The 26,012-nt window shown below is 28.7% G+C and carries 29 protein-coding genes; 9 read left to right on the top strand and 20 right to left on the bottom strand.

Annotated elements, in window-relative coordinates:
- Positions 1-2 precede the first annotated feature (2 nt).
- From B3Z56_RS13970 to yedF, 8 genes are all read right to left on the bottom strand, one after another.
- The gene (locus B3Z56_RS13970; protein ID WP_346876257.1) at positions 3-998 is read right to left on the bottom strand and encodes a DUF2232 domain-containing protein; all 996 of its coding nucleotides are present in this window, start codon (positions 996-998) and stop codon (positions 3-5) included.
- A 12-nt stretch (positions 999-1,010) separates the two neighbouring features.
- Complete coding sequence (locus tag B3Z56_RS13965) at positions 1,011-1,328, bottom strand: MazG-like family protein (RefSeq protein ID WP_035132003.1); 318 nt, start codon at positions 1,326-1,328, stop codon at positions 1,011-1,013.
- A gap of 184 nt (positions 1,329-1,512) precedes the next feature.
- A complete protein-coding gene (rpsR, locus tag B3Z56_RS13960) occupies positions 1,513-1,776 on the bottom strand; it encodes a 30S ribosomal protein S18 (RefSeq protein WP_035132005.1) in 264 nt (87 codons plus the stop codon).
- 24 nt (positions 1,777-1,800) lie between these two features.
- A complete protein-coding gene (locus B3Z56_RS13955) occupies positions 1,801-2,238 on the bottom strand; it encodes a single-stranded DNA-binding protein (protein ID WP_035132007.1) in 438 nt (145 codons plus the stop codon).
- 9 nt (positions 2,239-2,247) lie between these two features.
- Positions 2,248-2,538, bottom strand: coding sequence for a 30S ribosomal protein S6 (gene rpsF, locus B3Z56_RS13950; protein WP_035132009.1), 291 nt, complete (start codon positions 2,536-2,538; stop codon positions 2,248-2,250).
- Positions 2,539-2,640: 102 nt separating this feature from the next.
- On the bottom strand, positions 2,641-2,832 hold the full coding sequence (locus B3Z56_RS13945; RefSeq protein ID WP_346849171.1) for a DUF951 domain-containing protein: 192 nt from the start codon (positions 2,830-2,832) through the stop codon (positions 2,641-2,643).
- An 85-nt stretch (positions 2,833-2,917) separates the two neighbouring features.
- A complete protein-coding gene (locus B3Z56_RS13940) occupies positions 2,918-3,172 on the bottom strand; it encodes a DUF3343 domain-containing protein (RefSeq protein WP_035132011.1) in 255 nt (84 codons plus the stop codon).
- A gap of 25 nt (positions 3,173-3,197) precedes the next feature.
- Positions 3,198-3,803 carry a sulfurtransferase-like selenium metabolism protein YedF gene (yedF, locus tag B3Z56_RS13935; RefSeq protein ID WP_414632259.1) on the bottom strand — a complete coding sequence of 202 codons (606 nt, stop codon included), beginning with the start codon at positions 3,801-3,803 and terminating at the stop codon, positions 3,198-3,200.
- Positions 3,804-4,070: 267 nt separating this feature from the next.
- Here yedF and B3Z56_RS13930 point away from each other — a divergent pair, with 267 nt between their 5' ends.
- Both B3Z56_RS13930 and yyaC read left to right on the top strand, forming a co-directional pair.
- The gene (locus B3Z56_RS13930) at positions 4,071-5,225 is read left to right on the top strand and encodes an aminotransferase class V-fold PLP-dependent enzyme (RefSeq protein WP_346849170.1); all 1,155 of its coding nucleotides are present in this window, start codon (positions 4,071-4,073) and stop codon (positions 5,223-5,225) included.
- Positions 5,226-5,293: 68 nt separating this feature from the next.
- Positions 5,294-5,902, top strand: coding sequence for a spore protease YyaC (gene yyaC / locus B3Z56_RS13925; RefSeq protein ID WP_150844923.1), 609 nt, complete (start codon positions 5,294-5,296; stop codon positions 5,900-5,902).
- 311 nt (positions 5,903-6,213) lie between these two features.
- Here the strand turns inward: yyaC and B3Z56_RS13920 are convergent, their stop codons facing one another.
- The 12 genes from B3Z56_RS13920 to rpmH all read right to left on the bottom strand — a co-directional run bounded on the left by B3Z56_RS13920 (position 6,214) and on the right by rpmH (position 15,992).
- Positions 6,214-6,720: a DUF4446 family protein gene (locus B3Z56_RS13920; RefSeq protein WP_346879042.1), complete on the bottom strand. Its 507-nt coding sequence runs from the start codon at positions 6,718-6,720 to the stop codon at positions 6,214-6,216.
- 38 nt (positions 6,721-6,758) lie between these two features.
- Positions 6,759-7,622, bottom strand: a complete 864-nt coding sequence (locus B3Z56_RS13915; RefSeq protein WP_346849168.1) for a ParB/RepB/Spo0J family partition protein — start codon at positions 7,620-7,622, stop codon at positions 6,759-6,761.
- A gap of 1 nt (position 7,623) precedes the next feature.
- A complete protein-coding gene (locus B3Z56_RS13910) occupies positions 7,624-8,394 on the bottom strand; it encodes a ParA family protein (protein ID WP_346879041.1) in 771 nt (256 codons plus the stop codon).
- Positions 8,395-8,790: 396 nt separating this feature from the next.
- Entirely contained in the window at positions 8,791-9,570 is a 780-nt protein-coding gene (locus B3Z56_RS13905) for a ParB/RepB/Spo0J family partition protein (protein WP_346849167.1), read from the bottom strand.
- Between the two features lie 103 nt (positions 9,571-9,673).
- A complete protein-coding gene (gene rsmG, locus B3Z56_RS13900) occupies positions 9,674-10,393 on the bottom strand; it encodes a 16S rRNA (guanine(527)-N(7))-methyltransferase RsmG (RefSeq protein ID WP_346849166.1) in 720 nt (239 codons plus the stop codon).
- 148 nt (positions 10,394-10,541) lie between these two features.
- Positions 10,542-12,431: a tRNA uridine-5-carboxymethylaminomethyl(34) synthesis enzyme MnmG gene (gene mnmG, locus B3Z56_RS13895; RefSeq protein ID WP_346879040.1), complete on the bottom strand. Its 1,890-nt coding sequence runs from the start codon at positions 12,429-12,431 to the stop codon at positions 10,542-10,544.
- 10 nt (positions 12,432-12,441) lie between these two features.
- On the bottom strand, positions 12,442-13,818 hold the full coding sequence (gene mnmE / locus B3Z56_RS13890) for a tRNA uridine-5-carboxymethylaminomethyl(34) synthesis GTPase MnmE (RefSeq protein ID WP_346879039.1): 1,377 nt from the start codon (positions 13,816-13,818) through the stop codon (positions 12,442-12,444).
- A 99-nt stretch (positions 13,819-13,917) separates the two neighbouring features.
- A complete protein-coding gene (jag, locus tag B3Z56_RS13885) occupies positions 13,918-14,544 on the bottom strand; it encodes an RNA-binding cell elongation regulator Jag/EloR (protein ID WP_346879038.1) in 627 nt (208 codons plus the stop codon).
- 38 nt (positions 14,545-14,582) lie between these two features.
- Entirely contained in the window at positions 14,583-15,242 is a 660-nt protein-coding gene (gene yidC, locus B3Z56_RS13880; RefSeq protein ID WP_035135516.1) for a membrane protein insertase YidC, read from the bottom strand.
- Between the two features lie 21 nt (positions 15,243-15,263).
- Positions 15,264-15,476 carry a membrane protein insertion efficiency factor YidD gene (gene yidD / locus B3Z56_RS13875; protein WP_414632756.1) on the bottom strand — a complete coding sequence of 71 codons (213 nt, stop codon included), beginning with the start codon at positions 15,474-15,476 and terminating at the stop codon, positions 15,264-15,266.
- Positions 15,445-15,804, bottom strand: coding sequence for a ribonuclease P protein component (rnpA, locus tag B3Z56_RS13870; RefSeq protein WP_346879037.1), 360 nt, complete (start codon positions 15,802-15,804; stop codon positions 15,445-15,447). The genes yidD and rnpA overlap by 32 nt, the downstream gene beginning before the upstream one ends.
- A gap of 53 nt (positions 15,805-15,857) precedes the next feature.
- Positions 15,858-15,992, bottom strand: coding sequence for a 50S ribosomal protein L34 (gene rpmH, locus B3Z56_RS13865; RefSeq protein WP_035135513.1), 135 nt, complete (start codon positions 15,990-15,992; stop codon positions 15,858-15,860).
- Between the two features lie 577 nt (positions 15,993-16,569).
- Here rpmH and dnaA point away from each other — a divergent pair.
- The 7 genes from dnaA (at position 16,570) to gyrA (ending at position 25,546) form a co-directional block, all read left to right on the top strand.
- The gene (gene dnaA / locus B3Z56_RS13860; protein WP_346879036.1) at positions 16,570-17,922 is read left to right on the top strand and encodes a chromosomal replication initiator protein DnaA; all 1,353 of its coding nucleotides are present in this window, start codon (positions 16,570-16,572) and stop codon (positions 17,920-17,922) included.
- A gap of 261 nt (positions 17,923-18,183) precedes the next feature.
- A complete protein-coding gene (gene dnaN, locus B3Z56_RS13855) occupies positions 18,184-19,290 on the top strand; it encodes a DNA polymerase III subunit beta (RefSeq protein WP_035135509.1) in 1,107 nt (368 codons plus the stop codon).
- A 14-nt stretch (positions 19,291-19,304) separates the two neighbouring features.
- Positions 19,305-19,511 carry a S4 domain-containing protein YaaA gene (gene yaaA / locus B3Z56_RS13850; protein ID WP_346849160.1) on the top strand — a complete coding sequence of 69 codons (207 nt, stop codon included), beginning with the start codon at positions 19,305-19,307 and terminating at the stop codon, positions 19,509-19,511.
- Between the two features lie 137 nt (positions 19,512-19,648).
- Entirely contained in the window at positions 19,649-20,743 is a 1,095-nt protein-coding gene (gene recF, locus B3Z56_RS13845) for a DNA replication/repair protein RecF (RefSeq protein ID WP_346849159.1), read from the top strand.
- 19 nt (positions 20,744-20,762) lie between these two features.
- Entirely contained in the window at positions 20,763-21,026 is a 264-nt protein-coding gene (remB, locus tag B3Z56_RS13840) for an extracellular matrix regulator RemB (protein ID WP_035135503.1), read from the top strand.
- A gap of 20 nt (positions 21,027-21,046) precedes the next feature.
- On the top strand, positions 21,047-22,954 hold the full coding sequence (gene gyrB / locus B3Z56_RS13835) for a DNA topoisomerase (ATP-hydrolyzing) subunit B (RefSeq protein ID WP_346879035.1): 1,908 nt from the start codon (positions 21,047-21,049) through the stop codon (positions 22,952-22,954).
- Positions 22,955-22,984: 30 nt separating this feature from the next.
- A complete protein-coding gene (gene gyrA / locus B3Z56_RS13830; RefSeq protein WP_346849157.1) occupies positions 22,985-25,546 on the top strand; it encodes a DNA gyrase subunit A in 2,562 nt (853 codons plus the stop codon).
- The last annotated feature ends 466 nt before the right edge of the window (positions 25,547-26,012 follow it).

Here is a 26,012-nt window from a genome sequence, read left to right as displayed (position 1 = left end):
TATTACGCCTTTCTGATTCTATATGGATCCAGCTTTCTAAAATCTAACATCATTTCTACAAAACCTACTATTCCTAAAATCTTAGATGATCCTATTATAAACAATAGAATTACTAAAAGTATTCTCATTGCCTTAGGCATTCCTAGTTTCTTTCTAAAATAATAATCAGTTACAGCTGCTCCGTTCACAGCTAATATCATAATTGTTAACATCAAAATAGCATTATATAAAAATAACCCCCCTGTAATTCCCCGACTTCCTACTATTGCACATATGCTAATAACAGCAATTAATGCAGCTCCAACTAGATTAGATACATAAAACTCTGAAAACCTTAAGTATTTTACTTCTTTATATTTAAGTTTTCTAAATATCAAATGTGTAAATAATATGGTTGAATATGCTTGTATAAAGGAAGCTATAAATAATACAGTTGGTATCAACATAGCTAAGAGATCAACTGTAAAGATAGATTCTATCTGTTCAAACATTTGTAGTTGAGTAGCATTCATACCCATGTTACTATAAATTTCTTTAGTTTGAGTTATATATGTCTTAAATTCATGTATATATGTGTTCAATTTATCATTAATAAATTGAATTACACTTATATTACTAACAAGCCTACTAGTTAACCATACTTCAACCAGCATTGATATTATACATGCTATAATCAAGGTTATTAACATATTATATGTTTTCTTTTGATTTTTTAAGCAGTGACCTAAGACCGCACCTATTATCCCATAAGACATACCTGAAGTTATAGCCAAAATAGGATTGAGAAATATAGCTACTAATATTGTGCTTATTAATGCAGTTCCTATTGAATACTTCATTCCATTCCTATAATAAATAAGAGCTACTAAAATTGGCAACAATATTAAACCTATTATATAAAACAATAAAATGTATGATGCACTAATGCTTATTATAGTTATAATACCTGTCATCAACGCAGTTTCTATTAAATTTTTTGTATTAATCTTTTGTTCCATAACATCCTCCTTCTAATTCCTTTCTCTTATATGGTCATAAAGCTTACTAAGCTCTTTTCCATTTTTCTCAAGAGGATCACCTTCTACTATACCAACCTTTAATTTTTTCTTCATAGTTTCATCAATTGCTAAATGAGAATATCCTAATTTTTCTGCTAAAATATATAATATTATTATTGCTCCTGATATACAATCTAAAATTGCATCTTGTGCTATATTACTCCCTTTACTTAATAATTTAAAAAAATCACCTACAATACAAACTAATTCTGCCTTTAGTCCTTCTATTATCTTTATATTGGACATAATATTAAACTCTTCTCGTCTCATAAGAATCATCCTTTCTTTAGGCTATAAGTCTATTGTAAATTTTTTTTAATATTTATGCAACATGATTATAGGTATATTTACCTTTATTTCACAGTTATTCTGAGATTAAAATAAAAAACTAGTGAATAACAGTGATTCACTAGTTTTTATTAATTATATGTTTGTTTTACCAAATAAATTATTACTATTCAGTTGTGAATGGTAATAATGCTATGTTTCTAGCTCTCTTAATAGCTACAGTTAGCATTCTTTGGTGTTTAGCACAGTTTCCAGAAATTCTTCTTGGTAATATTTTACCCTTTTCTGTAACATACTTTCTTAATTTATTGATATCTTTATAATCTATAGAAGTTGCTTTATCCATACAAAAAGCACATACTTTTCTCTTAGCTCTTTTTCTATTTCCGCCTTTTCTTCTATCATTCTTATCGTTTCTATCATAAGCCATTGCTCTTACCTCCTTACCTAATTATTAAAATGGCATATCCTCACCATCATCAATCGGAGTCATATCTCCTCCACCAAAGTAATCTGTTGGTATTGATGAATCATTGTGAGAAACAGCTCCAGTATTCATTCCTGATGTTTTATTGCCACCCCATTCAAGGAAACTTACTTCATCAGCTACTACTTCAGTAACATATCTTCTTCCACCGTCTTTAGCTTCATAAGAACGAGTTTCAATTCTACCAGCTACACTTAAAAGTTTACCTTTACTCATGTAATTAGCAGTACTTTCAGCCTGTTTACCCCATACTACTACAGGTATAAAATCAGCATCCGGTTGACCTTCCTTCTTAAATCTTCTATTAACTGCAATTGTAAATGTGGCTACAGCTGTACCTGTACCTGGAGTAAATTTTAACTCTGGGTCTTTGGTTAATCTTCCGATTAAAACAACCTTATTCATTAATACCACCTACTTGCTTTCTGGATTGATTATAATATGTCTTATAACACCATCTGTAATTCTGAATACTCTGTCTAATTCTTTAGGTAATTCAGCGTCAGCTTTGAAGTTGATTAATGTGTATACACCCTCGTTAACTTTAGCGATTTCATAAGCTAGCTTTCTTCTACCCCAAACGTCAACGCTTTCAACTTCTCCACCATTGTTCTCTATTACACCTTTAAATTTTTCAACGTTAGCTTTAACAGCCTCCTCGTCTAATGATGGGTGTAATATGAATATAGTTTCATATGCTCTCATTAGTTTCACCTCCTCCCCCCGGACTAACGGCTGTGATTTTCACAGCAGGGATTACATCATCAAATTATATCATAGTAAAACTATTAAGTCAATATTGTTATCTTATTTTCCCTCATTCTTAAGAATTTTCTTTACACTCTTTTCAAATTTACTTCTAGGAATCATAACAATTCTATCACATCCGGTGCATCTAATTTTTATATCTGCACCCATTCTAATTATTTCCCACTTATTACTACCACATGGATGTGTTTTTTTAGTTTCTACAATATCATTTAATTCAAATTCTTTCATATTCTTCTCCTATATCATTGTTTCCAAATATTTATATCAATAAACTATATTGTTTTATACTTATTTTTTACCATCTCATATTATGTTAGTCAATATTTAACTCTATTAACTTACTATCAGTAAATTGATAAATAGTTTTGAACTCCATCTTTTTATCTTTTATTATCTCTTTTAAGCTATCTACAATACCAATATCCGCCTTTAAGCTTATTCCACAACTTTTTGTTATATATGTTGGTGTTGGCATCATAGTAACCTTAAGCTTTTCGTTAATACATACTGATTCAGCTTTCATGGCTTCATGAGTATTATTGAAAGTTACAATTAAAAATTCTTTCATTTCATATATCTCCTAGCACTATTTCTTATAACTTTATAGTTTTTCCTTTATTCATCATTTCAATTATTGCATACATATTACTAATTTCTCCAACTGCAAGATTTTCCTTTAATCCATAAAAATCTAAACAAAGACCACAGCTTTGTACATTTACACCTCTCTCTACTAATCTTTTTAAACTATCAAGGGTAAGTGCTCCTTCAACTACTAACTTTACCCCTGCATTTAAGAATACTAAATTGGTTGGTATAACTTCAGCCTCCGAAAGTGCAAATAAATAACTCTTTATAAGAGCTGTTCCAAGTTCATCATCTCCATTTCCCAATTTATCTGAACCTACAACAATAGTAAAAGTCTCTTCTTTTTCTTTAGAATTTTTTAGATTTAATTCTTCTACTGTAACTTCTCCCTTTATAATTGTTATATAGTATATATTGCCTTCTCTTTCTTCTATTTCATATTCAAATCCATTTCCTTGAGCAAATTTAACCACATTATTTTTGGCAACCTCATTATCTACAACAGTTACTCCTATACCACTTTCTAAAGCATCAAAATATTTTTTTGTATTTACTACTGGAATTGGGCAATTTAATCCTCTACAGTCAATTTCATTTCTAATATTTTCCATAATATTTTCCCCCTATTAAATATTATTTGATAATAATATTTAGTTAATATCTATTAATTAATATGTTCTACTTAATATAATAATATGATATTGTATATATTTATTATAATGTTGTATTATTGTGTTATACCAACTTACTATAATACAATCTTTATTAACATACTAATTATATCAAATCTATAGAATATATCATATCTAAATTTATAATATATAAATTTTACTTATTATATATCTAAATATGATAAATTCAACCTAGGAGGTAATACTATGCAAATTTATGCAGATAATGCAGCCACATCTTTTCCTAAACCAGATTGTGTTTATAATGATATACTAAATTATATGAGAAATATAGGCGGTAATCCTGGAAGAGGTGCATCTACTTCATCTCTAAAAGGAAATAAAGTTATATTCCAATGTAGAAATGCCTTATGTGATTTTTTTAATTTTCCTGATACTAAAAATGTAATATTTACATCTAATATTACTATGTCCTTAAACATTTTAATTAAAGGTATAGTTAAACCTGGATGGCATGTTATAACATCTTCCATGGATCATAACAGTACCCTTAGAACATTAAATGAATTAAAATCTAAAGGAATAATTGAATTAGATATAATTCAATGTAATAAATTAGGTGAAATTGATATTGATGATTTTCAAAGTAAAATCAAGCATAATACTAAACTTGTAACCCTTTCTCATGGCTCTAATATAATTGGTACTATTCAACCTCTAGAAAAAATCGGACAAATTTGCAAGGGAAGTAATATATTTTTCATTATAGATACTGCTCAAACAGCTGGCGTTCTTGATTTAAATTTTCAAAAATTAAACTGCAATGCTTTAGCCTTTACTGGACATAAAAGTTTATTAGGTCCTCAAGGTATAGGTGGCTTTATCATAGATGATGAAATGAATGATATTTGTTCTCCATTAATTGTTGGTGGTACAGGAAGTGTTTCATCAGACATAATTCAACCCAACTTCTTACCTGATAAATTTGAAAGTGGTACTATTAATGCACCTGGTATTGCAGGTCTTCTATCTGGAATAACCTTTATCCAAAATGAAGGATTATCTACAATTAAAGATCATGAAGATTATCTAACACAAAAGTTCATTGATGGTATATTAAATATATCTACAATGAAAGTTTATGGACATCTAAATACTGAAAATAGAACTTCAACTATATCTGTAAACTCTTCTAAAATTGATAACAGTGAACTTGGATTTATTCTTGACTCTCAATATAATATTATAACTAGAACTGGTCTCCATTGTGCTCCATTAGCTCATAAAACTATTGGAACATATCCTAATGGAACTTTGCGTTTTAGTTTTGGATATTTTAATGATGATAAAGATATAGATTATATCTTGTGTAGTATAAATTCTTCTATTAAAAAATTGTAATGAATTAATAATAGATGTATTAAATTTATCTACATGGTAATACTTTCTAATATAGGAGGGTGTTACTCATGGTGGAAAAAGTTATTTTCGATGCTTTATCTGATAATTCTATATATGACATAAGAGAAATTCTTTCAGAAGAACTAACCAAAGTAATTAAAGATAATAGAGATATTGTTATCTTATGCATAGGTACAGACAGATCTACAGGTGATAGCTTAGGTCCACTTGTAGGTTATAAACTTAAATTTTTAGTTAGAGATAAGGTGTTTATCTATGGAAATCTAGAAAACCCTGTGCATGCCAAAAATATTTCTGAAACCAATGATTTAATACTTAAGAATCATAATAATCCATATATAATAGCTATAGATGCTTCTCTTGGAGGCCTTCAAAATGTAGGTAAAGTTATAATTGAATCTAAACCTCTTTATCCTGGAGCCGCTCTAAATAAAAATTTACCTTCTGTTGGTGATTTAAGTATTGTTGGAATTGTTAATATATCTGGCTCTTTAGAATTTATGGTGCTTCAAAATACTCGATTATATATTGTAATGAAATTAGCTGAAGTAATCTCTTCAGGAATATACCATTCTATAATAAAAACTATAGGTGGACGTAAATCTTCCTCCAAGGTTAACAATAAATATATTCCTAAGGTTTTAGATGCAGATTAGAACTTACAAAAAGAGATAATAAATGTTTCACGTGAAACATTTATTATCTCTTTTTACTTGTTTAATATATAAATACTTCGTTTTATGCTAAACTTAATTATCCACCTCGATATAATTAACTGTTCTACCTAAAATGAATTATTCTTATTTGCATTACTTTATATCAAGTTAAAAAACATAAGTTATAATCTTGTTACTTTATTTTTTATATCCAGTTACCACAATATCTAATACTTATACAGGTAAATACTAAATATAAATCTAACAAAATAGATGAGTTATATTACTATAGCTCATCTATTTTGTTAAATCTATTCCTTATTAGTATTGACAGCTTGATGAAGAACATTATTTTCTTCTTGCGATAAATCATATCTAGATATCCCATCATCAATAGGTTTTGCATATGTAATACTTTCATTTCTTGAATAAATACTAGTTATTATTACACCATTATTTTTTCCATCTAAAAGAGCAATGGAGTAACTTAAATCACTTCCAATATCCTCAAAAGCTTTATATCTTTGCATTGCAACCTTTTGAACACAAGATGAAACTTTGTTAGATGTTTTATTACACATATCCTTAACTTCATTTGTTACTTCTTCCATATTGTCAATTTTATCTAATGAGCTTACTAATAATTCTTCTAAATTTTTATTATTAGTCCCCTTCATAATTTTTCTATATCTATCTTTCATCTTACTTGTTGATACTAGTGATATTATCAAAATAATGATTAATATGAATACTAATATTATTAATCCTATAGTTATAAATACATTATATTCATTGAGAAATTCTATAATTTGTTCCAAAAACATTCATCCTCTCTAAAAATGTTTCACGTGAAACATTATATATTTAAAATTTCTATTATTCTTTGTAAATCTTCTGGAGAATAATATTCTATTTCTATTTTTCCTTTATTTTTAGAATTATTACTTATACATACTTTTGTATTAAAATGATTTTCTAATTTTGTTCTTATGTCTTTGTAATATATATCATTTTCTGATTTATTATTTATTTTTTTATATTTATTATTATCATCTTTATAATAACTTCTAACTAGTAATTCAGTTTGTCTAACATTTAGGTTTTCATCAATAACTTTCTGAGCAACTACATATTGATCTTCTTTATTTTCTAATGCTAATATTGCTCTTCCATGTCCTTCTGATAAAACACCCTCAATTAAATACCCCTGTATTCTTTCATCGAGATTTAGTAATCTTAATGAATTAGCAATAGCACTTCTAGATTTTGAAACCTGTTTACTTATTTCTTCTTGAGTTAAATTAAAATCATTTAATAACTTATTATATGCTGTAGCTTCCTCTATAGGGTTTAAATCTTCTCTAATTATATTTTCTATTAAAGAAATTTGTACAACTTCTACATCAGACAATTCCTTAATAATTATTGGTACTTCTTTTAAATTTAATAATTTTGCTGCTCTCCATCTACGTTCACCTGCAATTATTACATAAAACTGATTTTCTTTTCTTACTACAATAGGTTGTATTATACCATGCTCCTTAATAGAATTCGCTAATTCTATTAACTTTTCATTATCAAAATGCTTTCTCGGCTGATCCTTATTAGGCTTAATTAAATTTATGTCTATACTTATAACCTGTTCATTATTACTATCCTGAAAGTCATTTTCAGGAATTAATGAAGATAATCCTTTTCCTAAAACTCCTGTTTTCTTCATGCTATTTTCCTCCTTGTCTACTAATAAACTCCTCCGTTAAAGCTTCAAATGCTTCTGATCCCTTACATTTATCATCATATAGCATGATAGGAAGTCCAAAACTAGGGGACTCTGCTAATTTAACATTTCTTGGTATGAAAGTATCATATACCTTATCATTAAAGTATTTTTTAATTTCTTCAACTACTTCATTACATAATCTAGTTCGACTATCATACATACTCATGATTACACCTTCAATTTCAAGATCAGTATTTAAATATCTCTTAATTAATTGTATAGTACTCATCAATTGTCCTACACCTTCAAGAGCATAAAATTCACATTGGATTGGTATCAAAACTGAGTCAGATGCTGTTAACGCATTAATAGTTAATACACCTAACGATGGTGGACAATCTATAAATATATAGTCATAGTCATCTTTTATTTCATCAATTTTATTTTTTAAAACTTTTTCTCTTTGATCCTGACTTATAACTTCAACTTCAGCTGCTGCTAGAGTCATAGTTGAAGGTGCAATATAGAAGTTATCTACTATTTCACTTTTTTTGATAATTTCTTTCAATGAAACATTACTTGTTAAAACATCATACATAGAACAATGTATTTTTCTTTTATCTAATCCTATACCACTAGTTGTATTTCCTTGAGGATCTATGTCTATAGACAGAACTTTATATCCATTCATTGCTAAATATGAGCATAAATTTATATTAGTAGTTGTTTTTCCAACTCCCCCTTTTTGATTGAAAATACATATTACCTTCATATTCTCCCCCCTTATCTATCGTAGGTTTTGTTTTAAATTACTATACATTAGAAACTTTATATTACTAATAATTTTAATCATTATAAATTTATTTTACCTATGTATTTATATTATATATTGATACAGATTTTATTTAAAGTAATTATTACATAAATTAATAAGTATTTATTTTTTTATCAACATATTTAGATTAATTTACTATTTTAGATACTATTGATAATGATATTGTATAAATTTATTGTACATTTTTCATATAAGTACTTCGATTCATAAATTTGTTGAAATTTCATTTATTCAAACTAACTTTAATTATATAAAATTAATTGTTCAATAAAAGACTACAAAATGTTTCACGTGAAACATTTTGTAGTCTTTTATAAAAGTATTATAAAAATATTATTTCTTTTTTATTGTTATAGTAACTTGTATACTATCATCTAATTCCTTGGATCTATATTTAGCTTCCACCCCATATTTATCAAAAACTTGCTTTACAGTGTTAATATATATAGCTGGACTAAATGATCCTTTTATTCTCTTTTTACCATCTGATGCAACTTCAGTATGAGCTAATTTAAGTAATTCCCTATCTATAAGTTCTTCTGTTTTTTTAACATTTAGCCCATTTTTTATTACAATTTCTAATACTTCATTACGTAACTCATCAGGTGGTATTTTTAATAATGCTCTAGCATGTCTCTCTGTCAATTTATTGTCGATTATTGTACTAATTATTTTTTCATCTAACTTTAAAATTCTAAGCTTATTTGCTATTGTAGATTGCTTCTTACCTATAACCTCAGATAATTGCTCCTGAGTGTAAGAATGTACTTTAATTAAATTATGATATGCTAACGCTTCTTCATAGAAATTTAAATCTTCTCTTTGCAAATTTTCTAATAATGCAATTGCAGCAGAATCCTTATCATTAATATTAGCTATTATAGCTGGGACTTTTGATAATCCAGCTTCTTTAGCTGCTCTTAATCTTCTTTCTCCTGCGATTAGCTCATAATTATTCTCATCTATTTTTCTAACTGATAAAGGTTGAATTATCCCATAAACCTTTATTGATTGTGCAAGCTCTTGTATTGACTCTTCATCAAATACTTTTCTTGGCTGATAAAGGTTAGGACTTATTGAATCAACCGCTATATAATTAATAGTATTTTCCATTTTATACCATCCTTTATGAAATTCCTTATCTTTAATTAAAATTCTATATTAATCTCAAAATTCCTCTTTATATTTAACAATTAATATAAATATTTCTAGAAATTTATTTTATAGGATTTTTATTTACTATTCCAGCTTTTCTTGGATACTTTTTTGGTGTATCTTTAATCTTTTTTATAACTAACAAATTATGTTTAAGATCACTACCTGCAATATTAACCTCTATTATTTCTTGAATATGCCCACCTAATACTTTAAGTGCTACTTTAGAATCTTTTATTTCATCTTCTATAGCCGGTCCTTTTAATGCTACAAAATATCCACCAACCTTTACGAAAGGTAAACATAGCTCTAATAAAACCGTTAAATTTGCAACAGCTCTAGATACAGCTAAATCGAATTCTTCTCTGTATTCTGCCTTTTGTGCAAAGTCCTCTGCTCTACCATGAATTGTTTTAATATCTTTTAACTCTAATTTATCAATAACTTCATTTAAAAAATTTATTCTTTTATTTAAAGAATCTAAAAGCACCATAGAAGACTCGGGCTTTACTATTTTCATAGGAATCCCTGGAAACCCTCCTCCTGTTCCTATATCTATAATTTTCGTAGCTTCTTTTACATATGGATATTCAAATACTTTAATAGAATCAATGAAGTGCTTTTTTATAATTTCCTCATCTTCTGTTATTGCTGTTAAATTAATTTTTTCATTCCACTCTTTAATTAATGCCTTATATTGAATAAAGTTATTATACATTGTTTCATCAAATATTAATCCTTCATTCTCACAAGCTTCTTTCAACATATCAAAATACTCCATTTTAATCCTCCGTATAATTAAGTTTTATATGTTTTAATAAAATTTTATGTATATATTTCTATTTTAAACTAATACCTACTAATTATAAACCTAAATAATTAGTAGGTATTAATAAATACTTATTTTTTTAATTCTTAAATATTATATATTAATTATTTATTTGTAAGCTTCTTCTTCTTTGCTCAAGAAATATTAATAGAACATTTATATCTGCTGGAGATACTCCAGAAATTCTAGATGCTTGACCTATATTTACAGGTTTTATTGAATCTAATTTTTGAATAGCCTCTGTCCTTAATCCTTTAACTTCATTATAGTCTAAATCTTCTGGTATAAATTTATTTTCATATTTAGTAAATTGACTAATTTGTTCTAATTGCTTTGTTATATAGCCTTCATACTTAGATACTATATTAACTTGCTCCGTAACTTGTCTACTAAGTTCTTTTCTTTCCGGATCTAGACCCTTAATATTGTAATAGTCTAATTCTGAACGTTTAATTAATTCATATAATGAAGTGGGTTTTTTTAGTTCTGCAGAACCCATTTTAAATAAAAATTCATTTACTTCTTTTTTACCTGTTATTTGAAGATTTTTCAATCTTTCTATTTCTGCATCTATATCCTCTTTTTTCTTAATGAACGCCTTATATCTTTCATCTTTAACTAATCCAACTTGATAACCAATTTCCGTTAACCTTAAATCAGCATTATCTTGTCTTAGTAAAAGTCTATATTCAGACCTTGAAGTCATCATTCTATAAGGTTCATTGGTTCCTTTTGTAACTAAATCATCTACTAAAACTCCTATATAAGCATCAGATCTTTTTAAAATTAAATGCTCCTTTCCTTTAATTTTAAGAGATGCATTTATTCCTGCAAGAATTCCTTGTCCTGCTGCTTCTTCATAACCAGAACTTCCATTTACCTGTCCTGCTGAAAATAATCCATCTATATGCTTAAACTCTAATGATAATTTTAATTGTGTAGGATCTATGCAATCATATTCTATTGCATACCCAGTTCTCATTACCTCTACATTTTCAAGTCCTTCTATTGTTCTTAAAAACTCTAATTGTACATCCTCTGGAAGAGAACTACTCATTCCTTGAACATACATTTCTTCAGTACTTTCTCCTTCTGGTTCTATAAACAATTGATGTCTTTCTTTATCTCTAAATCTCATTACTTTATCTTCAATGGATGGACAATATCTTGGTCCTGTACTTTTTATCGATCCATTATAAAGTGGTGATCTATCTATATTTTTTAATATTACATCATGGGTTTTACTATTGGTATAAGTTAGATAACAAGATATCTGTGATCTTTGTATATCTCCACTCATAAATGAAAATGGAACTACATCTTTATCACCCTTTTGCTCTTCCATTTTAGAAAAATCTACTGATCTAGCATTAATTCTTGCTGGTGTTCCTGTCTTAAACCTTCTTAATGTAATCCCTAAATCTATTAATGATTTAGATAACTCATTAGCCGGAAATAATCCACTAGGTCCTTCATTTACCACTACTTCACCTATTATTACCTGTGATTTCAAATAAGTACCGCTTGTTAAAATAACTGATTTACAATTAAAGTAAGCTCCATACTTAGTTAGAATACCTTTAACTACGTTGTTTGGTGCATCAATACTTACAACCTCAAGTTGTTTTAAATCTAAATTAGGCTCTGTCTCTATCACATGTTTCATTCTTTCAGAGTATCTCTTTTTATCTGCTTGAGCTCTAAGTGAATGAACTGCTGGACCTTTAGATATGTTAAGCATTCTAGACTGAATGTAAGTATCATCTATATTTCTTCCCATCTCTCCACCTAATGCATCAACCTCTCTAACTAAATGACCCTTTGCGGTACCCCCAATATTAGGGTTACATGGCATAAGCGCTAAACTATCAAGATTAAGTGTACACATTAAAGTTTTTAATCCCATTCTAGCCGTAGCTAAAGCAGCCTCACAACCAGCATGACCAGCTCCTACTACAACTACATCATAATCTCCTGCTAAGTATTTCATTATTTCACCTCTATTTACCTAGACAAAAATCTTTAAATATTTTATCTATAATATTTTCTTCTAATGAATCTCCTGTAATCTCACCTAAAAATGTCCAAGCATTTCTAATATCAATAGATGCAAGGTCAATAGCAAAAGTATAATTTAAAGTATTTATAGCACTCTCAATGCATTCATAAGCTCTTAAAAGAGCTTCTTTATGCCTTGTATTAGTTATTATAACATTGTTAGTACTAATATCTCCTTTGAAGAACATATCTTTAATAGCTGTCCTAACCTCATCTATACCTTCACCTGTTTTAGCTGAAATACTATATATATTGGTACAATTAATATTTTCTAAATCCTTCTGAGTAATTTTGCTATTTAAATCACTCTTGTTTAATAATATCATATATTTTTTATTACTTATATGATTAATAATTTCCTTATCTTCCTCAGTTAACTCATTGCTAGAATCTAATATAAGAATAATTAAATCCGCATCATTAATTTTAGCTCTTGATCTTTCTACACCTATTTTCTCTACTACATCATCTGTTTCTCTTATTCCTGCAGTATCAATAATCTTTATTGGAATTCCAGAAATATTTATATATTCCTCTATAACATCTCTTGTAGTGCCAGGTATATCTGTAACTATAGCTCTATTTTCTTTAGTCAATGCATTTAAAAGCGATGATTTTCCTACATTAGGCTTACCTACAATTACGGTACTTAATCCTTCTCTTAATATTTTTCCTTCTTCAGCAGTTTCTATAAACTCTTTTATTTCTTTTTTTATTATATCTAAATCCCTTATAGCCATTTCAGATGTTACTTCTTCTAAATCATCTTCTGGGTAATCTACAGTAGCCTCTATATGTGCAATTGTTGATAATAACTTTTCTCTTAATACCCGAATTTCCTTGGAAATTAATCCTTCACTTTGCATTAATGCTGACTTCATACTTAAATCAGTTTTAGCATTAATTATATCAATCACAGCTTCAGCCTGCGATAAATCTATTCTCCCATTTAAAAAAGCTCTTTTAGTAAATTCTCCTGGTTCAGCAATCCTAACCCCTTGCTTTATAACCTGTTCTAAAACCTTGTTTGTAGCAACTACCCCACCATGACAATTTATTTCTATAGTATCCTCTGCTGTAAAACTTCTAGGTCCCTTCATAAAAGAAACTATAACCTCATCAATGTGATTATTATTTTCATCTATTATATACCCATATTTCATGGTATAACTTTTCATATCTTTAATTGATTGACCATTTTTAGCTTGAAATATTTTCTCAACAACATCTTTAGCTTTATCTCCAGAAATTCTTACAATGGCAATGCCACCTTCTCCTATACTTGTTGATATAGCACCTATTGTATCAAAATCCTTCATGTTAGTCCCTCCTTTTTTATATTACAACATAACTTAATATAAATTGTACCCACAAATCACTATTGTATCACACTACTTGAAAATATAAAAAGAAAGCCGCTAGGCTTTCTTTAATTCAATAACTACTCTTCTATAAGGCTCATCACCCTCACTATGGGTAGTTACATATGCATTGTTTTGCAAAGTTGAATGAATAACTCTTCTTTCATATGGGTTCATAGGTTCTAATTTTAAAGTCTTTCCATTAATTCTTACCTTATCTCCCATTTTAAGTGCCAATTTTTTAAGTGTTTCCTGTCTGTTTTGTCTATAATTAACAGTATCAAGAATTACTCTCTTGTATGTTTCATCATGATTCTTATTAACCACTAAGCTCAGTAAGTATTGAAGAGAGTCTAAAGTTTCTCCTCTATACCCTATTAATACCCCCATATTAGGCCCTACTAAATTAATATTTATTTCATTATTTTCTTCTTTTATATGAATCTCAGCTTTTACATTCATAGCATTAAGAATCTCTCTTAAGAAATTTTTAGCATCACCTATATAATCTCTCTTTAGTGTCACCTTAACTTTTGCTGGCTTAACCCCTATTATATTTAAAAATCCTTTACTACCTTCTTCTAATACTTCTATGGTAACTTTTTCTTCTGTAACATTTAATTCTCTTAAGGCATTCTGTATAGCTTCTTCAGCAGTCCTACCAATTATTTCAATACTTTTCATGCTTTAGATACCGCCCTTCCAATAATAAAATGATTTTATTATGCCGATTTAGTACTAGGCTTTTTATAAATTTTATTTAATATTAAAGATTGTGCCATTTGGATTAAGTTTCCTACTGTCCAGTAAAGTACTAATGCTCCTGGAAATTGTAATGACATAAATCCAAAGAAAATTGACATACCAATATTCATCATATTAGTTTGTTTAGCTGCATCTCCAGTAGCAGGTTGCATAGCCTTACTAGAAAAATATGTTGTTAAACCTGAAACTATTGGTAATATCATTGTTGGATCTTTTTGTGCTAAATCTGGCATCCATAAAAATCCAGCTCCTTGATAATCTATTGATTTAAATACATAAAACAATGCTATCATAATTGGAAACTGAATAAGCATTGGTAAACATCCACCAAACATGGACACATTATTTTCTTTATATACTTTCATTATTTCAGTCTGCTGTCTTTGAGGATCGTTTTTATACTTTTCTTGAACCTTTTTAATTTCAGGCTGAATTGCACTCATTTTAGCCGTAGATTTAGTTTGCTTTAGCGATAATGGTAATAAACATATTCTTGCAAGCAATGTAAATATTATTATTGCAATACCGAATGATATGTCTGGATTTGTTGTAATTAACTGGACAAAATTATGAACCGATTTAAATACTTCTACAAATATACCAGATAAGTAATTCAAATTAACCCCTCCTAATACTTTCTATTTAACAGGGTCATATCCTCCCCTATGGTAAGGATGACACCGTAAAATTCTCTTAATAGCCATAAAACCTCCTTTGATTGCGCCATATTTTTCGATAGCTTGAATTGCATATAAGGAACAGCTTGGTTCAAATATGCAACATGGCGCTTTCATAGGAGATATATATTTTCTATAACATTTAATTACTAATAGTAATATTTTTTTCAACATTATTAAGCCCTGATTTCTTAAATAAATATTTAACCGAGTTTTCAATTTCTTTATAACTCTTATCCTTTGAAACACTTCTTGCAACAAAGACTAGATCATACCCTTGCTTTAATCCTTGTTTATTTAATCTAACACTTTCACTTATAAGCCTCTTTACTCTGCTACGAACTACACTCTTTCCTACTTTTTTACTTACAGATATTCCTACCCTATTAATTCCTTTATTGTTTTTGAATACATATAACACTAATAAAGATGTAGATAAAGATTTCCCTCTTCTATATACTAATCTAAACTCAGGGTTTTTTCTTAGCCTTTCTTCTTTCATAGTTCTATGTTGCTCTCTTTCTTAATTACAGAAAAAGGCCACATTAGCGGCCCTTATGCTGTCAATTTTTTTCTTCCTTTTTGTCTTCTTCTCTTAAGAACAGTTCTTCCAGAAGCAGTACTCATTCTTTTTCTGAATCCATGCTCTTTCTTTCTGTGTCTTTTTTTAGGTTGGTAAGTCATAAACATGTGCTTGCACCCCCTTCATCTTATATGTCATTTATAGCAATTAAATTATCACTACTTTATAAGTTTCACTATTAGATTATAAATGTAAGTAACTCTTATGTCAAGATAACTATTTATAACATTTTCTAACATTATTAATATGTCTTTTTTTTGTGTTTTTAAACACCTTTGTTAATAAAAGTTCCACAAAACTATTTTTTTTGTGGATAACTTATTGAATACCATGCAATCTTTTGATATCATTATGTATGGATGTTGATAAGTTATTTTTCGAACAAGTTATACACAATCTGTTGATTATTCTGTGAATAACTCTTATTTTTTCTATTTTTTTTGTGTTTTTACATGAAATCTTAATGTTTTTCACGACTTTTGCCTGTGTATAACTTATAATTATATATTGTTAGTAAGTATAATTTACTATTTATTAAAACACAAATTATAAACATGTGAATAAAAATTTTAACAATGGTAAACAACTTTATATGTATCTATTATTCTGTTGATACTCTTGTGGATTTTTATCTCTTTTCTATTATTAACTATAGATATAACTTTTTTAAGAGGAGGATATAAAATGAACACCTATGTAAATGAAATTTGGGAAAAAGCCTTAGAAATACTTAAAGCTGAACTCACCGAAGTAAGTTTTAATACTTGGATAAAAAGTATTGACCCACTAAAAATGACTGATTCAACTATAACTCTTGGTGTTCGTAATGACTTCACTAAGGATATCCTAGAGAATAGATATAAAGACCTAATAAAAAATTCTATTCAAGCAGCATGCAATAAATCATATTCAATAAACTTTGTTATCAGCTCTGAGGAAGCTTCTGATTTAGATACATCACCCTCTAAGCATACAAATAATAAACATAATTTAATTGTAAATGATGAAATGTCAGCAATCCTAAATCCTAAATATACCTTTGATTCTTTCGTCATAGGAAATAGTAATAGATTTGCTCATGCAGCTTCTTTAGCTGTAGCAGAGTCTCCAGCTAAGGCTTATAACCCGCTATTTATTTATGGAGGCGTTGGACTTGGAAAAACACACTTAATGCATGCTATTGGGAGTTACATACAAACAGTTAATTCAAAGTCTAAAGTAGTTTATGTTTCATCAGAAAAATTTACAAATGAGCTTATTAATTCTATTAAAGATGATAAAAATGTTGAATTTAGGAATAAATACAGAAATGTAGATGTACTTCTTATTGACGATATTCAATTTATAGCCGGTAAGGAATCTACTCAAGAAGAGTTCTTTCATACCTTTAATGCTCTGCATGATGCTAATAAACAAATAATCCTATCAAGCGATAGACCTCCCAAGGAAATTCCTACATTAGAAGACAGGTTAAGATCTAGATTTGAATGGGGACTTATAGCTGATATACAACCACCTGACTTTGAAACAAGAATTGCTATCCTAAAAAAGAAGGCTGATGTAGAAAATTTAAATATTCCTAATGAAGTTATGGTATATATAGCTACACAAATTAAATCCAATATAAGAGAACTAGAGGGTGCTCTTATAAGAATAGTTGCCTACTCTTCTTTAACAAATAAAGATATAAGTGTAGATTTAGCATCTGAAGCTCTAAAAGATATAATATCAAACAGGAATTCAAGGCAAGTTACTATTGAATTAATTCAAGATATAGTTTCTAGTTACTATAACTTAAAGGTAGATGACTTCAAATCTGCAAGAAGAACTAGAAATGTTGCTTTTCCAAGACAAATTGCTATGTACCTTTCAAGGAAGCTTACAGATACTTCTCTTCCCAAGATAGGTGAAGAATTTGGCGGTAGAGATCATACTACAGTAATTCATGCATATGAAAAAATTTCTCAGAATCTAAAGAAAGATGAAAGCCTTCAATCAGCTATAGCTGAATTAAGTAAAAGAATTAATCAAAAGTAATTAATCACATTTGTTATTAATTATTAAAAGATTTATTGTGGATTACTTTTCAAAAAAAATATATTCTTAATACTGTGGATAACTACTGAATTTCAAAATTAGTTTATCCACAATTTATTTTACACAGAAATTGTTGATATCATTAGCCTAGAAGTACTTATCAACAAATCAACAGCCCCTACTACTACTACTACTAAATATTATTTAATTATCTAAGCTATTTATAGTAATTTTATATGTGTATAAGGAGGAGGATTTTTTATGAAATTCTTAATAGAAAAAAGCTTATTACAAGAAGCAATTTCAGATGTTCAAAAAGCTATTACAGGTAAATCAACATTGCCTATACTTCAAGGTATATATATATCTGCAAAAGATGGATTATTAACGTTAATTGGATCTGATATAGAAGTTAGCATAGAAACAAAAATACCAGCCAATATTATAGAAGAAGGCGAAGTGGTTCTTGATTCTAAAATATTTGGCGAAATTATAAGGAAACTACCTAACGATATAGTTGAAATAACTGAAATCAATAGTAATGAGGTAGAACTAAAGTGCCAAAAATCTAATGTTCAATTAGTATACCTAAATCCAAAAGAATATCCAACGTTACCGAGCATAGAAGAAGATGTGGTGCTATCTGTATCTCAAAAAACTTTAAAAAATATGATAAAATCAACCATTTTTGCTATTGCTCAAGATGATACAAGACCTATATTGACAGGGGTATTACTTCAAGTTAAAGAAAATAAACTAAATATGGTTGCGCTAGATGGATTTAGAGTAGCCTTAAAGAGTGAATCCATGGATTGTAAATCTAATAAGGAATCAGTAATACCAGGAAAAACACTTAATGAAGTTTCTAAAATTCTTAAAGATACTGATGATGTTGTGCAAATTACATTTACAAAGAATCACATATTATTTAATTTTGGAAATACTAAAGTCATCTCTAGATTATTAGAGGGGGATTTTATTAAATATGAATCTATCATTCCTAAGGAGCATAATTTAAAAGTTACGGTTAACAGAAATGAAATTTTAGGTTGTATAGAAAGAGCTTCACTTATGGCGAAGGATGGAAACACTAATCTTGTAAAATTTGATATTTCTGATGATACCCTAGTTGTAACATCGAATTCTCAATTGGGAAAGGCTAGAGAAGAAGTTCAAATAATATTGCAAGGAGAGGGGATAAAAATTGCATTTAATTCTAAATATTTAATTGATGTGTTTAAAACAATGGAAGAGGAAAATATAACCATGGAATTTACATCTACGGTTTCTCCTTGTGTAATAAGAAATCAAGATAGTGATAACAGTGTTTATTTATTACTTCCAGTAAGAGTTGCTAATAATAATTAGGATGTGAGAAATATATGGTAGAAATAAAAATAGATACAGAATTTATAAAGCTAGACTCATTTTTGAAGTTTACTGGAGCTACTACCTTAGGGTCAGAAGCTAAATTTTATATACAAAATGAAGATGTTAAGGTTAATGGTGAAGTGGAAGTAAGAAGAGGAAGAAAGCTATATATAGGTGATAAAATAGAATTTCAAGAAGAAGAATATATTATTATATAAAACGTTAGGCTGATAAGTATTTCAGCCTTTTGAGTTTTATAGTTATTATAATTAAGAGATTCAGCTATATTTATATTTTTACAGTAATTTTCACACTTAGAATGTATATTATGATATAATTTTAGGTGGGTGTTTTTATGTATGTTAGATATTTGAATTTAATAAATTTTAGAAATTATAAAAATGTGGCCTTAGAATTATGTGATGGAACTAATGTTTTTCAAGGTGATAATGCTCAAGGAAAAACTAATATACTTGAGTCGCTATACTATTCGAGTGTTGGAAAATCACATAGAACTAATAAAGATAAAGAGCTTATATATTGGGACAGTAACGAGGCGTATATTAGTGCTTATGTGGTAAAAGAACGTTTAGATAAAAAAATAAATATAAAACTTTTTAAAGATGGGAAAAAAGCTATAAATATAAACTCAATAAAGATAACTAAGCTACAAGATATGGTAGGTGTTGTTAATGTAGTTATATTTTCACCAGAAGATTTAGATATTGTTAAGAATTCGCCATCATTTAGAAGGCGATTTTTAGATATTGAACTTTGCAAACTGGACAAAAAATACTACCATTATCTATCTTCGTATAAAAAAGTTTTAAATGAAAGAAACATTATATTAAAGAAATTTAGCGCTGACATAGATATGATAGATATATATGATATTAGATTAGCTGAATTTGGGAGTTACATAATAGCTCAAAGAATTAAGTATATAGAAAAATTAAATGAATTCTCTAAAAAAATTCACAACGATATAACTCAGGGAAGTGAGTTTATTAAATTTAATTATATAATGCAGCTTAAGGGTATTGATAATCTGCAAGAAGAGTTATATAACCTACTTAAAAGTAATAGAAAAAAAGACCTAGAGAAAAAAATTACATCTGTAGGACCACATAGAGATGATTTTTCTATATTTATAAATGATATAGATGTAAAGATATTTGGATCGCAAGGTCAGCAAAGAACTTCTGTTTTGACGATAAAATTTGCATCATTGCGAATAATAAAAGAATTAATAGGAGAATATCCATTGTTATTACTTGATGACGTATTGTCTGAATTAGATACAAAAAGGCAAGAATATATATTGAGATCTATAAATGGAATTCAAACCTTAATAACATGTACAGGAATTACAGGGATAAAAAAATATTTAAAAGGTAATAACATGAAAATATTCAATGTTGAAAAAGGAAGCGTACAAGAAATAATGTGATGGAGTTAGGGGGAATACTATGTTTTTACACTTAGGCGAAAGTATAGTTGTGCCAATTAAAGATATAATAGGTATTTTTGACATAGAATCTACTATGTATAGTCCAGACACTAGCCAGTTCATAAGGTTAGCAGAAGAAGATGGGTTTGTAGAACGTATAACTAGTGATAAACCTAAATCATTTATTATAGCTGAAGTAAACAAGAAGAGTAAGATTTATTTGTCACCTATATCATCATCTACTTTGTGTAAAAGGACTAATATGTCATACTGTGAACTTTAGGTTAAGTTAGGAGGATAGCTATGGTTAATAATGAAAAATATGATGAAAATCAGATACAAGTCCTTGAAGGACTTGAGGCAGTTAGAAAAAGGCCTGGTATGTATATTGGAAGTACTAGTATCAGAGGCCTACACCATTTAGTTTATGAGATTGTTGATAATAGTATAGATGAAGCATTAGCGGGCTTTTGTGAAAGTATACAAGTTATTATTCATAAAGATAACTCAGTTACAGTAATAGATGATGGAAGAGGAATGCCAGTAGGCATACACCCTAAAATGCATATACCTACGATTGAAGTTATAATGACAGTACTTCACGCTGGTGGAAAGTTTGGTGGCGGAGGATACAAGGTATCAGGAGGACTTCATGGGGTTGGAGCTTCTGTTGTTAATGCACTATCAGAGCTTTGTGAAGTTACAGTAAAAAGAGATGGGCATATATGGTATCAAAGTTTTTCAAGAGGTAAAACTGTTACACCTTTTGATAAAATCGGAAATACTGATGATCATGGAACAATAATTCACTTTATGCCGGATGAAGAAATATTTGAAAGTATTGAATTTGAATATGATACGCTATCTCAAAGATTAAGAGAGTTAGCATTTCTTAATAAAGGGATAAATATCAAAATTACAGATGAGAGATATGAGAAAGAAAATAAGTTTCATTATGAAGGTGGGATAAAATCCTTTGTAGAATACTTAAATAGAAATAAAGGGAAAATTCATAATGAACCAGTCTATATAGAAGGAATAAAAAATACAACTTCAGTAGAATTAGCATTTCAGTACAATGACACGTATAACGAGAATTTATTTTCCTTTGCAAATAATATAGATACAGTTGAAGGCGGAACTCACTTAGTAGGTTTTAAGACAGCATTAACTAGAGTTCTTAATGATTATGCTAAAAAATTTGGATTTTTAAAAGAAAATGATAAAAATCTAAGTGGAGAAGATGTTAGAGAAGGGTTAACTGCAGTTATATCTGTTAAGCTTACAGATCCTCAGTTTGAAGGTCAAACTAAGACTAAGCTTGGTAATAGTGAAGTAAGAGGAATAGTAGAATCAATAGTAGGAGATATTGTAAGTTCATTTTTAGAGGAAAATCCTACTGTAGGTAAAAGTATTATAGAGAAGGGCTTAAATGCAGCTAGAGCTAGGGAAGCAGCTAAAAAGGCACGTGAACTTACTAGAAGAAAATCAGTGCTTGAGAGTACAACTTTGCCAGGGAAACTTGCTGATTGTTCTTCTAAAGATCCATCTGAATGTGAAATTTATATAGTTGAGGGAGATTCTGCGGGTGGTTCTGCTAAGCAAGGAAGAGATAGGCGATTCCAAGCCATACTTCCCCTTAGAGGAAAAATAATGAATATAGAAAAGCAAAGACTTGATAAAATATTAGCATCAGATTCTATAAGATCTATGATAACAGCTTTTGGAGCTGGAGTTGGTAAGGATTTTGATGTATCTAAGATTAGATATAATAAAATAATAATAATGACAGATGCTGATGTAGATGGAGCTCATATAAGAACTCTTCTACTTACATTCTATTATAGATACATGAGAGAGTTAATAGATGATGGTCATGTGTTTATTGCTCAGCCACCTCTTTATAAAGTTAAAAAAGGAAAATTTGAAAAATACACATATAGTGATAGTGAATTAGATATAGTAATTGAAGAATTAGGTGGAAAAGATAACAATACAGATATTCAAAGATATAAAGGTCTTGGAGAAATGAACCCAGAGCAATTATGGAGTACTACAATGGATCCAGCAACTAGAACTCTATTACAAGTAACTGTTGAAGATGCAATGGCAGCAGATGAGATATTTACTATTTTAATGGGTGACAAGGTAGAGCCACGTAGAGAATTTATACAAGAGAATGCTAAAAAAGTTAGCAACTTAGATATATAGCTTTATGCTATAGTGAAGGTAGGTGTAAATATGGACACTATGGATAAAATAATACCAATAGATATAAAACAAGAAATGAAAAAATCCTATATAGACTACGCTATGAGTGTTATTGTTGGAAGAGCGTTACCGGATGTTAGGGATGGATTGAAACCAGTTCATAGAAGAATTTTATACTCTATGCATGAGTTAGGGATAACTTACGAAAAAGGTTATAGAAAATGCGCCAGGATAGTTGGAGATGTACTAGGTAAATATCACCCACATGGTGACAGTTCAGTATATGATGCACTAGTTAGAATGGCACAGGATTTTTCAATAAGATATATGCTAGTAGATGGTCATGGAAACTTTGGATCCGTTGATGGGGATGGAGCTGCAGCTATGAGATATACAGAAGCTAAGATGAGTAAGATTACTAGTCAAATGCTTCGAGATATTAACAAAGAAACTGTAGATTTTACTCCAAACTTTGATGGTGAAGAAAGAGAACCTGTAGTTTTACCAGCAAGATTTCCAACGCTACTAGTAAATGGATCTTCAGGGATAGCAGTTGGTATGGCAACTAACATACCACCACACAATCTTACAGAAGTCATAAATGCTGTAATCATGCTTATAGATAATCCAGAAGCTATAACTGAGGATTTCATGACTGAGATTAAAGGACCAGACTTCCCAACAGGTGGAATAATTTTAGGTAGAAGTGGTATTAGAAGTGCTTATGAAACTGGTAGAGGAAGGATTCTAGTTAGATCAAAAGCTGAAATAGAAGAACATAATGGTAGAAATAGAATAATAGTTTCAGAGATACCATATATGGTTAACAAAGCAAACCTTATAGAATCTATAGCAAATCTAGTTAAGGAAAAGAAAATAGATGGTATATCTGATTTAAGAGATGAATCAGATAGAGATGGTATGAGAATTGTTATAGAATTAAAAAGAGATGCAAATGCAAATGTTGTTTTAAATAGACTTTATAAGCATACAAAAATGCAAGATACTTTTGGAGTTATCATGATTGCATTGGTTAATAATGAACCTAAAGTACTTAATTTAAAACAAATTTTAACTCATTACTTGAATCATCAAAAGGATGTAGTAAAAAGAAGGACTATCTTTGATTTAGATAAAGCTAATGCGAGAGCCCATATACTTGAAGGATTAAAAATTGCACTTGATAATATTGATGCAGTTATATCTCTAATTAGAGCATCTAAAACAACACAAGAAGCTAAAGATGGATTAATTGAGAAGTTTAATCTTTCAGAAAAGCAAGCACAAGCTATTTTAGATTTAAAATTGCAAAGATTAACAGGTCTGGAGAGAGATAAGATTGAAGATGAGTATAATGAATTAATGAAAACAATAGCTTATCTACAATCAATACTTAATAGTGAAGAGATTCTACTTAACATCATAAAAGATGAATTAGTTGAAATAAAGACAAAGTATGGCGATGATAGAAGAACTCTTATAGAAAAAAATCCTTATAGCTTTGAGGATGAAGATTTAATTGATGATGATGATATAGTAATAACATTAACCCATGGAGGATATATCAAGCGTCTACCAGCTGATACCTATAATGCTCAAAAAAGAGGTGGAAGAGGTATTCAAGGGGTTACTACTAAGGAAGATGATTTTGTAGAGCATATTTTAATAACACCAACTTTAAATAATATACTATTCTTTACAAACAAAGGAAAGGTATATAAATTAAAGGGATATGAAATCCCAGAAGGTGGCAGAACTGCTAAGGGAACTAATATTGTTAATATGCTACCACTAGATCCAGATGAAAATATACAAGCAGTTATGTCTATAAGAACCTTTGATAGTGATAATTATCTCTTAATGGGTACTAAATCAGGAATGGTTAAGAAGACATCATTAGATAAGTTTGAAAACATTAGGAAGAATGGACTTAATGCTATTAACTTAAAAGAAGATGACGAAATTGTTGGAGTTAGAATAACTAAAGGTGATGATGAAGTATTATTTGTCACTAAGTATGGATACTCTATAAGATTTAGTGAAAAAGAAGTTAGAAACATGGGAAGAACTACTACAGGGGTTAAGGCTATAACATTAAGAGATGATGATATAGCTGTATCAATGATAATAGCAAAACCAGACGAAGAACTTCTTGTAATTAGTGAAAAAGGATTTGGTAAACGAACAGCTATAGAAAACTACACACTTCAAAGAAGAGGTGGAAAAGGAATCAAGACTTATAAGATATCAGAAAAGACAGGTAACGTGGTTAGTGCTAGGGTAGTTAGAGATGTAGATGAAATTATGTTAATTAACAGTAATGGTATAATAATAAGAATTAACGTTAGTGATATATCTACAACTAGTAGAAATGCTATGGGAGTTACTCTTATGAAAACCGGAGAAGATGTAAATATAGTAGCTGTTGCAAAAATTAACTATAATAGTGAAGAAGAAAAGAATGAGGATAAACAAATGTCTATAGATGGAATTGTAGACAATGAAAATAACTTATCAGAAAACTTAGATGAAAGTGATGACTTAGAAGAGAGTGATGAACTTGAAGAAAGTAATGATAAGACTTTAGAGTAAATTGATTAATTTATTATCAAATAGAAAAGGATTTTCTTAAAATGGAATTATCTATTTTAAGAAAGTCCTTTTCTTTTCTTTTATTTTGTTTTGCAACTTTTATTTTGTTTTGCAATATGTAATTCATATATATTGTTAATTTAAATATAGGTAAGATATCATATGTATATTATTATCTATTCAAATGATACAAACACATATCCAAGTGTATCAATATATGAATAGTTAAGGAAAATAATGAATTTTAAAGAAAAATAGTTATAAATTTAATTAATGATATTTAATTATAAATAATTTACTAAATAATCATGATAAGATATGTTTTGTCGCTGAGCGATACAATGACAGTTAAACATCAAATCAAAATTAAAAGTTTTTGAAAAGTTGTTGACAATATAAAGTTTATGTAGTAAACTAAGAAAGTCGTTAATAGTAAGCGATAAATTAAATGGTCTTTGAAAATTAA

This window comes from Clostridium sp. UBA7791, from assembly GCF_002480755.1.
GTDB lineage: Bacteria > Bacillota > Clostridia > Clostridiales > Clostridiaceae > Clostridium_J > Clostridium_J sulfidigenes.
Note: the sequence above shows the minus strand (reverse complement) of the source record. Positions and strands in the feature narration are given on the sequence as shown.

Excerpts from the sequence above, each read along its gene's own strand:
- remB (WP_035135503.1), top strand. The coding sequence starts at position 20,763 with ATGTTTTTACACTTAGGCGAAAGTATAGTTGTGCCAATTAAAGATATA.
- recF (WP_346849159.1), top strand. The coding sequence starts at position 19,649 with ATGTATGTTAGATATTTGAATTTAATAAATTTTAGAAATTATAAAAAT.
- rpsR (WP_035132005.1), bottom strand. The coding sequence starts at position 1,776 with ATGGCTTATGATAGAAACGATAAGAATGATAGAAGAAAAGGCGGAAAT.
- gyrA (WP_346849157.1), top strand. The coding sequence starts at position 22,985 with ATGGACACTATGGATAAAATAATACCAATAGATATAAAACAAGAAATG.
- rsmG (WP_346849166.1), bottom strand. The coding sequence starts at position 10,393 with ATGGAGTATTTTGATATGTTGAAAGAAGCTTGTGAGAATGAAGGATTA.
- yaaA (WP_346849160.1), top strand. The coding sequence starts at position 19,305 with ATGGTAGAAATAAAAATAGATACAGAATTTATAAAGCTAGACTCATTT.
- yedF (WP_414632259.1), bottom strand. The coding sequence starts at position 3,803 with ATGGAAAATATTAGAAATGAAATTGACTGTAGAGGATTAAATTGCCCA.
- B3Z56_RS13965 (WP_035132003.1), bottom strand. The coding sequence starts at position 1,328 with ATGAGACGAGAAGAGTTTAATATTATGTCCAATATAAAGATAATAGAA.
- B3Z56_RS13945 (WP_346849171.1), bottom strand. The coding sequence starts at position 2,832 with ATGAAAGAATTTGAATTAAATGATATTGTAGAAACTAAAAAAACACAT.
- B3Z56_RS13955 (WP_035132007.1), bottom strand. The coding sequence starts at position 2,238 with ATGAATAAGGTTGTTTTAATCGGAAGATTAACCAAAGACCCAGAGTTA.
- dnaA (WP_346879036.1), top strand. The coding sequence starts at position 16,570 with ATGAACACCTATGTAAATGAAATTTGGGAAAAAGCCTTAGAAATACTT.
- mnmG (WP_346879040.1), bottom strand. The coding sequence starts at position 12,431 with ATGAAATACTTAGCAGGAGATTATGATGTAGTTGTAGTAGGAGCTGGT.
- rpmH (WP_035135513.1), bottom strand. The coding sequence starts at position 15,992 with ATGTTTATGACTTACCAACCTAAAAAAAGACACAGAAAGAAAGAGCAT.
- B3Z56_RS13910 (WP_346879041.1), bottom strand. The coding sequence starts at position 8,394 with ATGAAGGTAATATGTATTTTCAATCAAAAAGGGGGAGTTGGAAAAACA.
- B3Z56_RS13940 (WP_035132011.1), bottom strand. The coding sequence starts at position 3,172 with ATGAAAGAATTTTTAATTGTAACTTTCAATAATACTCATGAAGCCATG.
- dnaN (WP_035135509.1), top strand. The coding sequence starts at position 18,184 with ATGAAATTCTTAATAGAAAAAAGCTTATTACAAGAAGCAATTTCAGAT.
- B3Z56_RS13915 (WP_346849168.1), bottom strand. The coding sequence starts at position 7,622 with ATGAAGAAAACAGGAGTTTTAGGAAAAGGATTATCTTCATTAATTCCT.
- yidD (WP_414632756.1), bottom strand. The coding sequence starts at position 15,476 with ATGTTGAAAAAAATATTACTATTAGTAATTAAATGTTATAGAAAATAT.
- gyrB (WP_346879035.1), top strand. The coding sequence starts at position 21,047 with ATGGTTAATAATGAAAAATATGATGAAAATCAGATACAAGTCCTTGAA.
- rpsF (WP_035132009.1), bottom strand. The coding sequence starts at position 2,538 with ATGAGAGCATATGAAACTATATTCATATTACACCCATCATTAGACGAG.
- B3Z56_RS13930 (WP_346849170.1), top strand. The coding sequence starts at position 4,071 with ATGCAAATTTATGCAGATAATGCAGCCACATCTTTTCCTAAACCAGAT.
- jag (WP_346879038.1), bottom strand. The coding sequence starts at position 14,544 with ATGAAAAGTATTGAAATAATTGGTAGGACTGCTGAAGAAGCTATACAG.
- B3Z56_RS13970 (WP_346876257.1), bottom strand. The coding sequence starts at position 998 with ATGGAACAAAAGATTAATACAAAAAATTTAATAGAAACTGCGTTGATG.
- B3Z56_RS13905 (WP_346849167.1), bottom strand. The coding sequence starts at position 9,570 with ATGGAAAATACTATTAATTATATAGCGGTTGATTCAATAAGTCCTAAC.
- mnmE (WP_346879039.1), bottom strand. The coding sequence starts at position 13,818 with ATGAAGGATTTTGATACAATAGGTGCTATATCAACAAGTATAGGAGAA.
- yyaC (WP_150844923.1), top strand. The coding sequence starts at position 5,294 with ATGGTGGAAAAAGTTATTTTCGATGCTTTATCTGATAATTCTATATAT.
- rnpA (WP_346879037.1), bottom strand. The coding sequence starts at position 15,804 with ATGAAAGAAGAAAGGCTAAGAAAAAACCCTGAGTTTAGATTAGTATAT.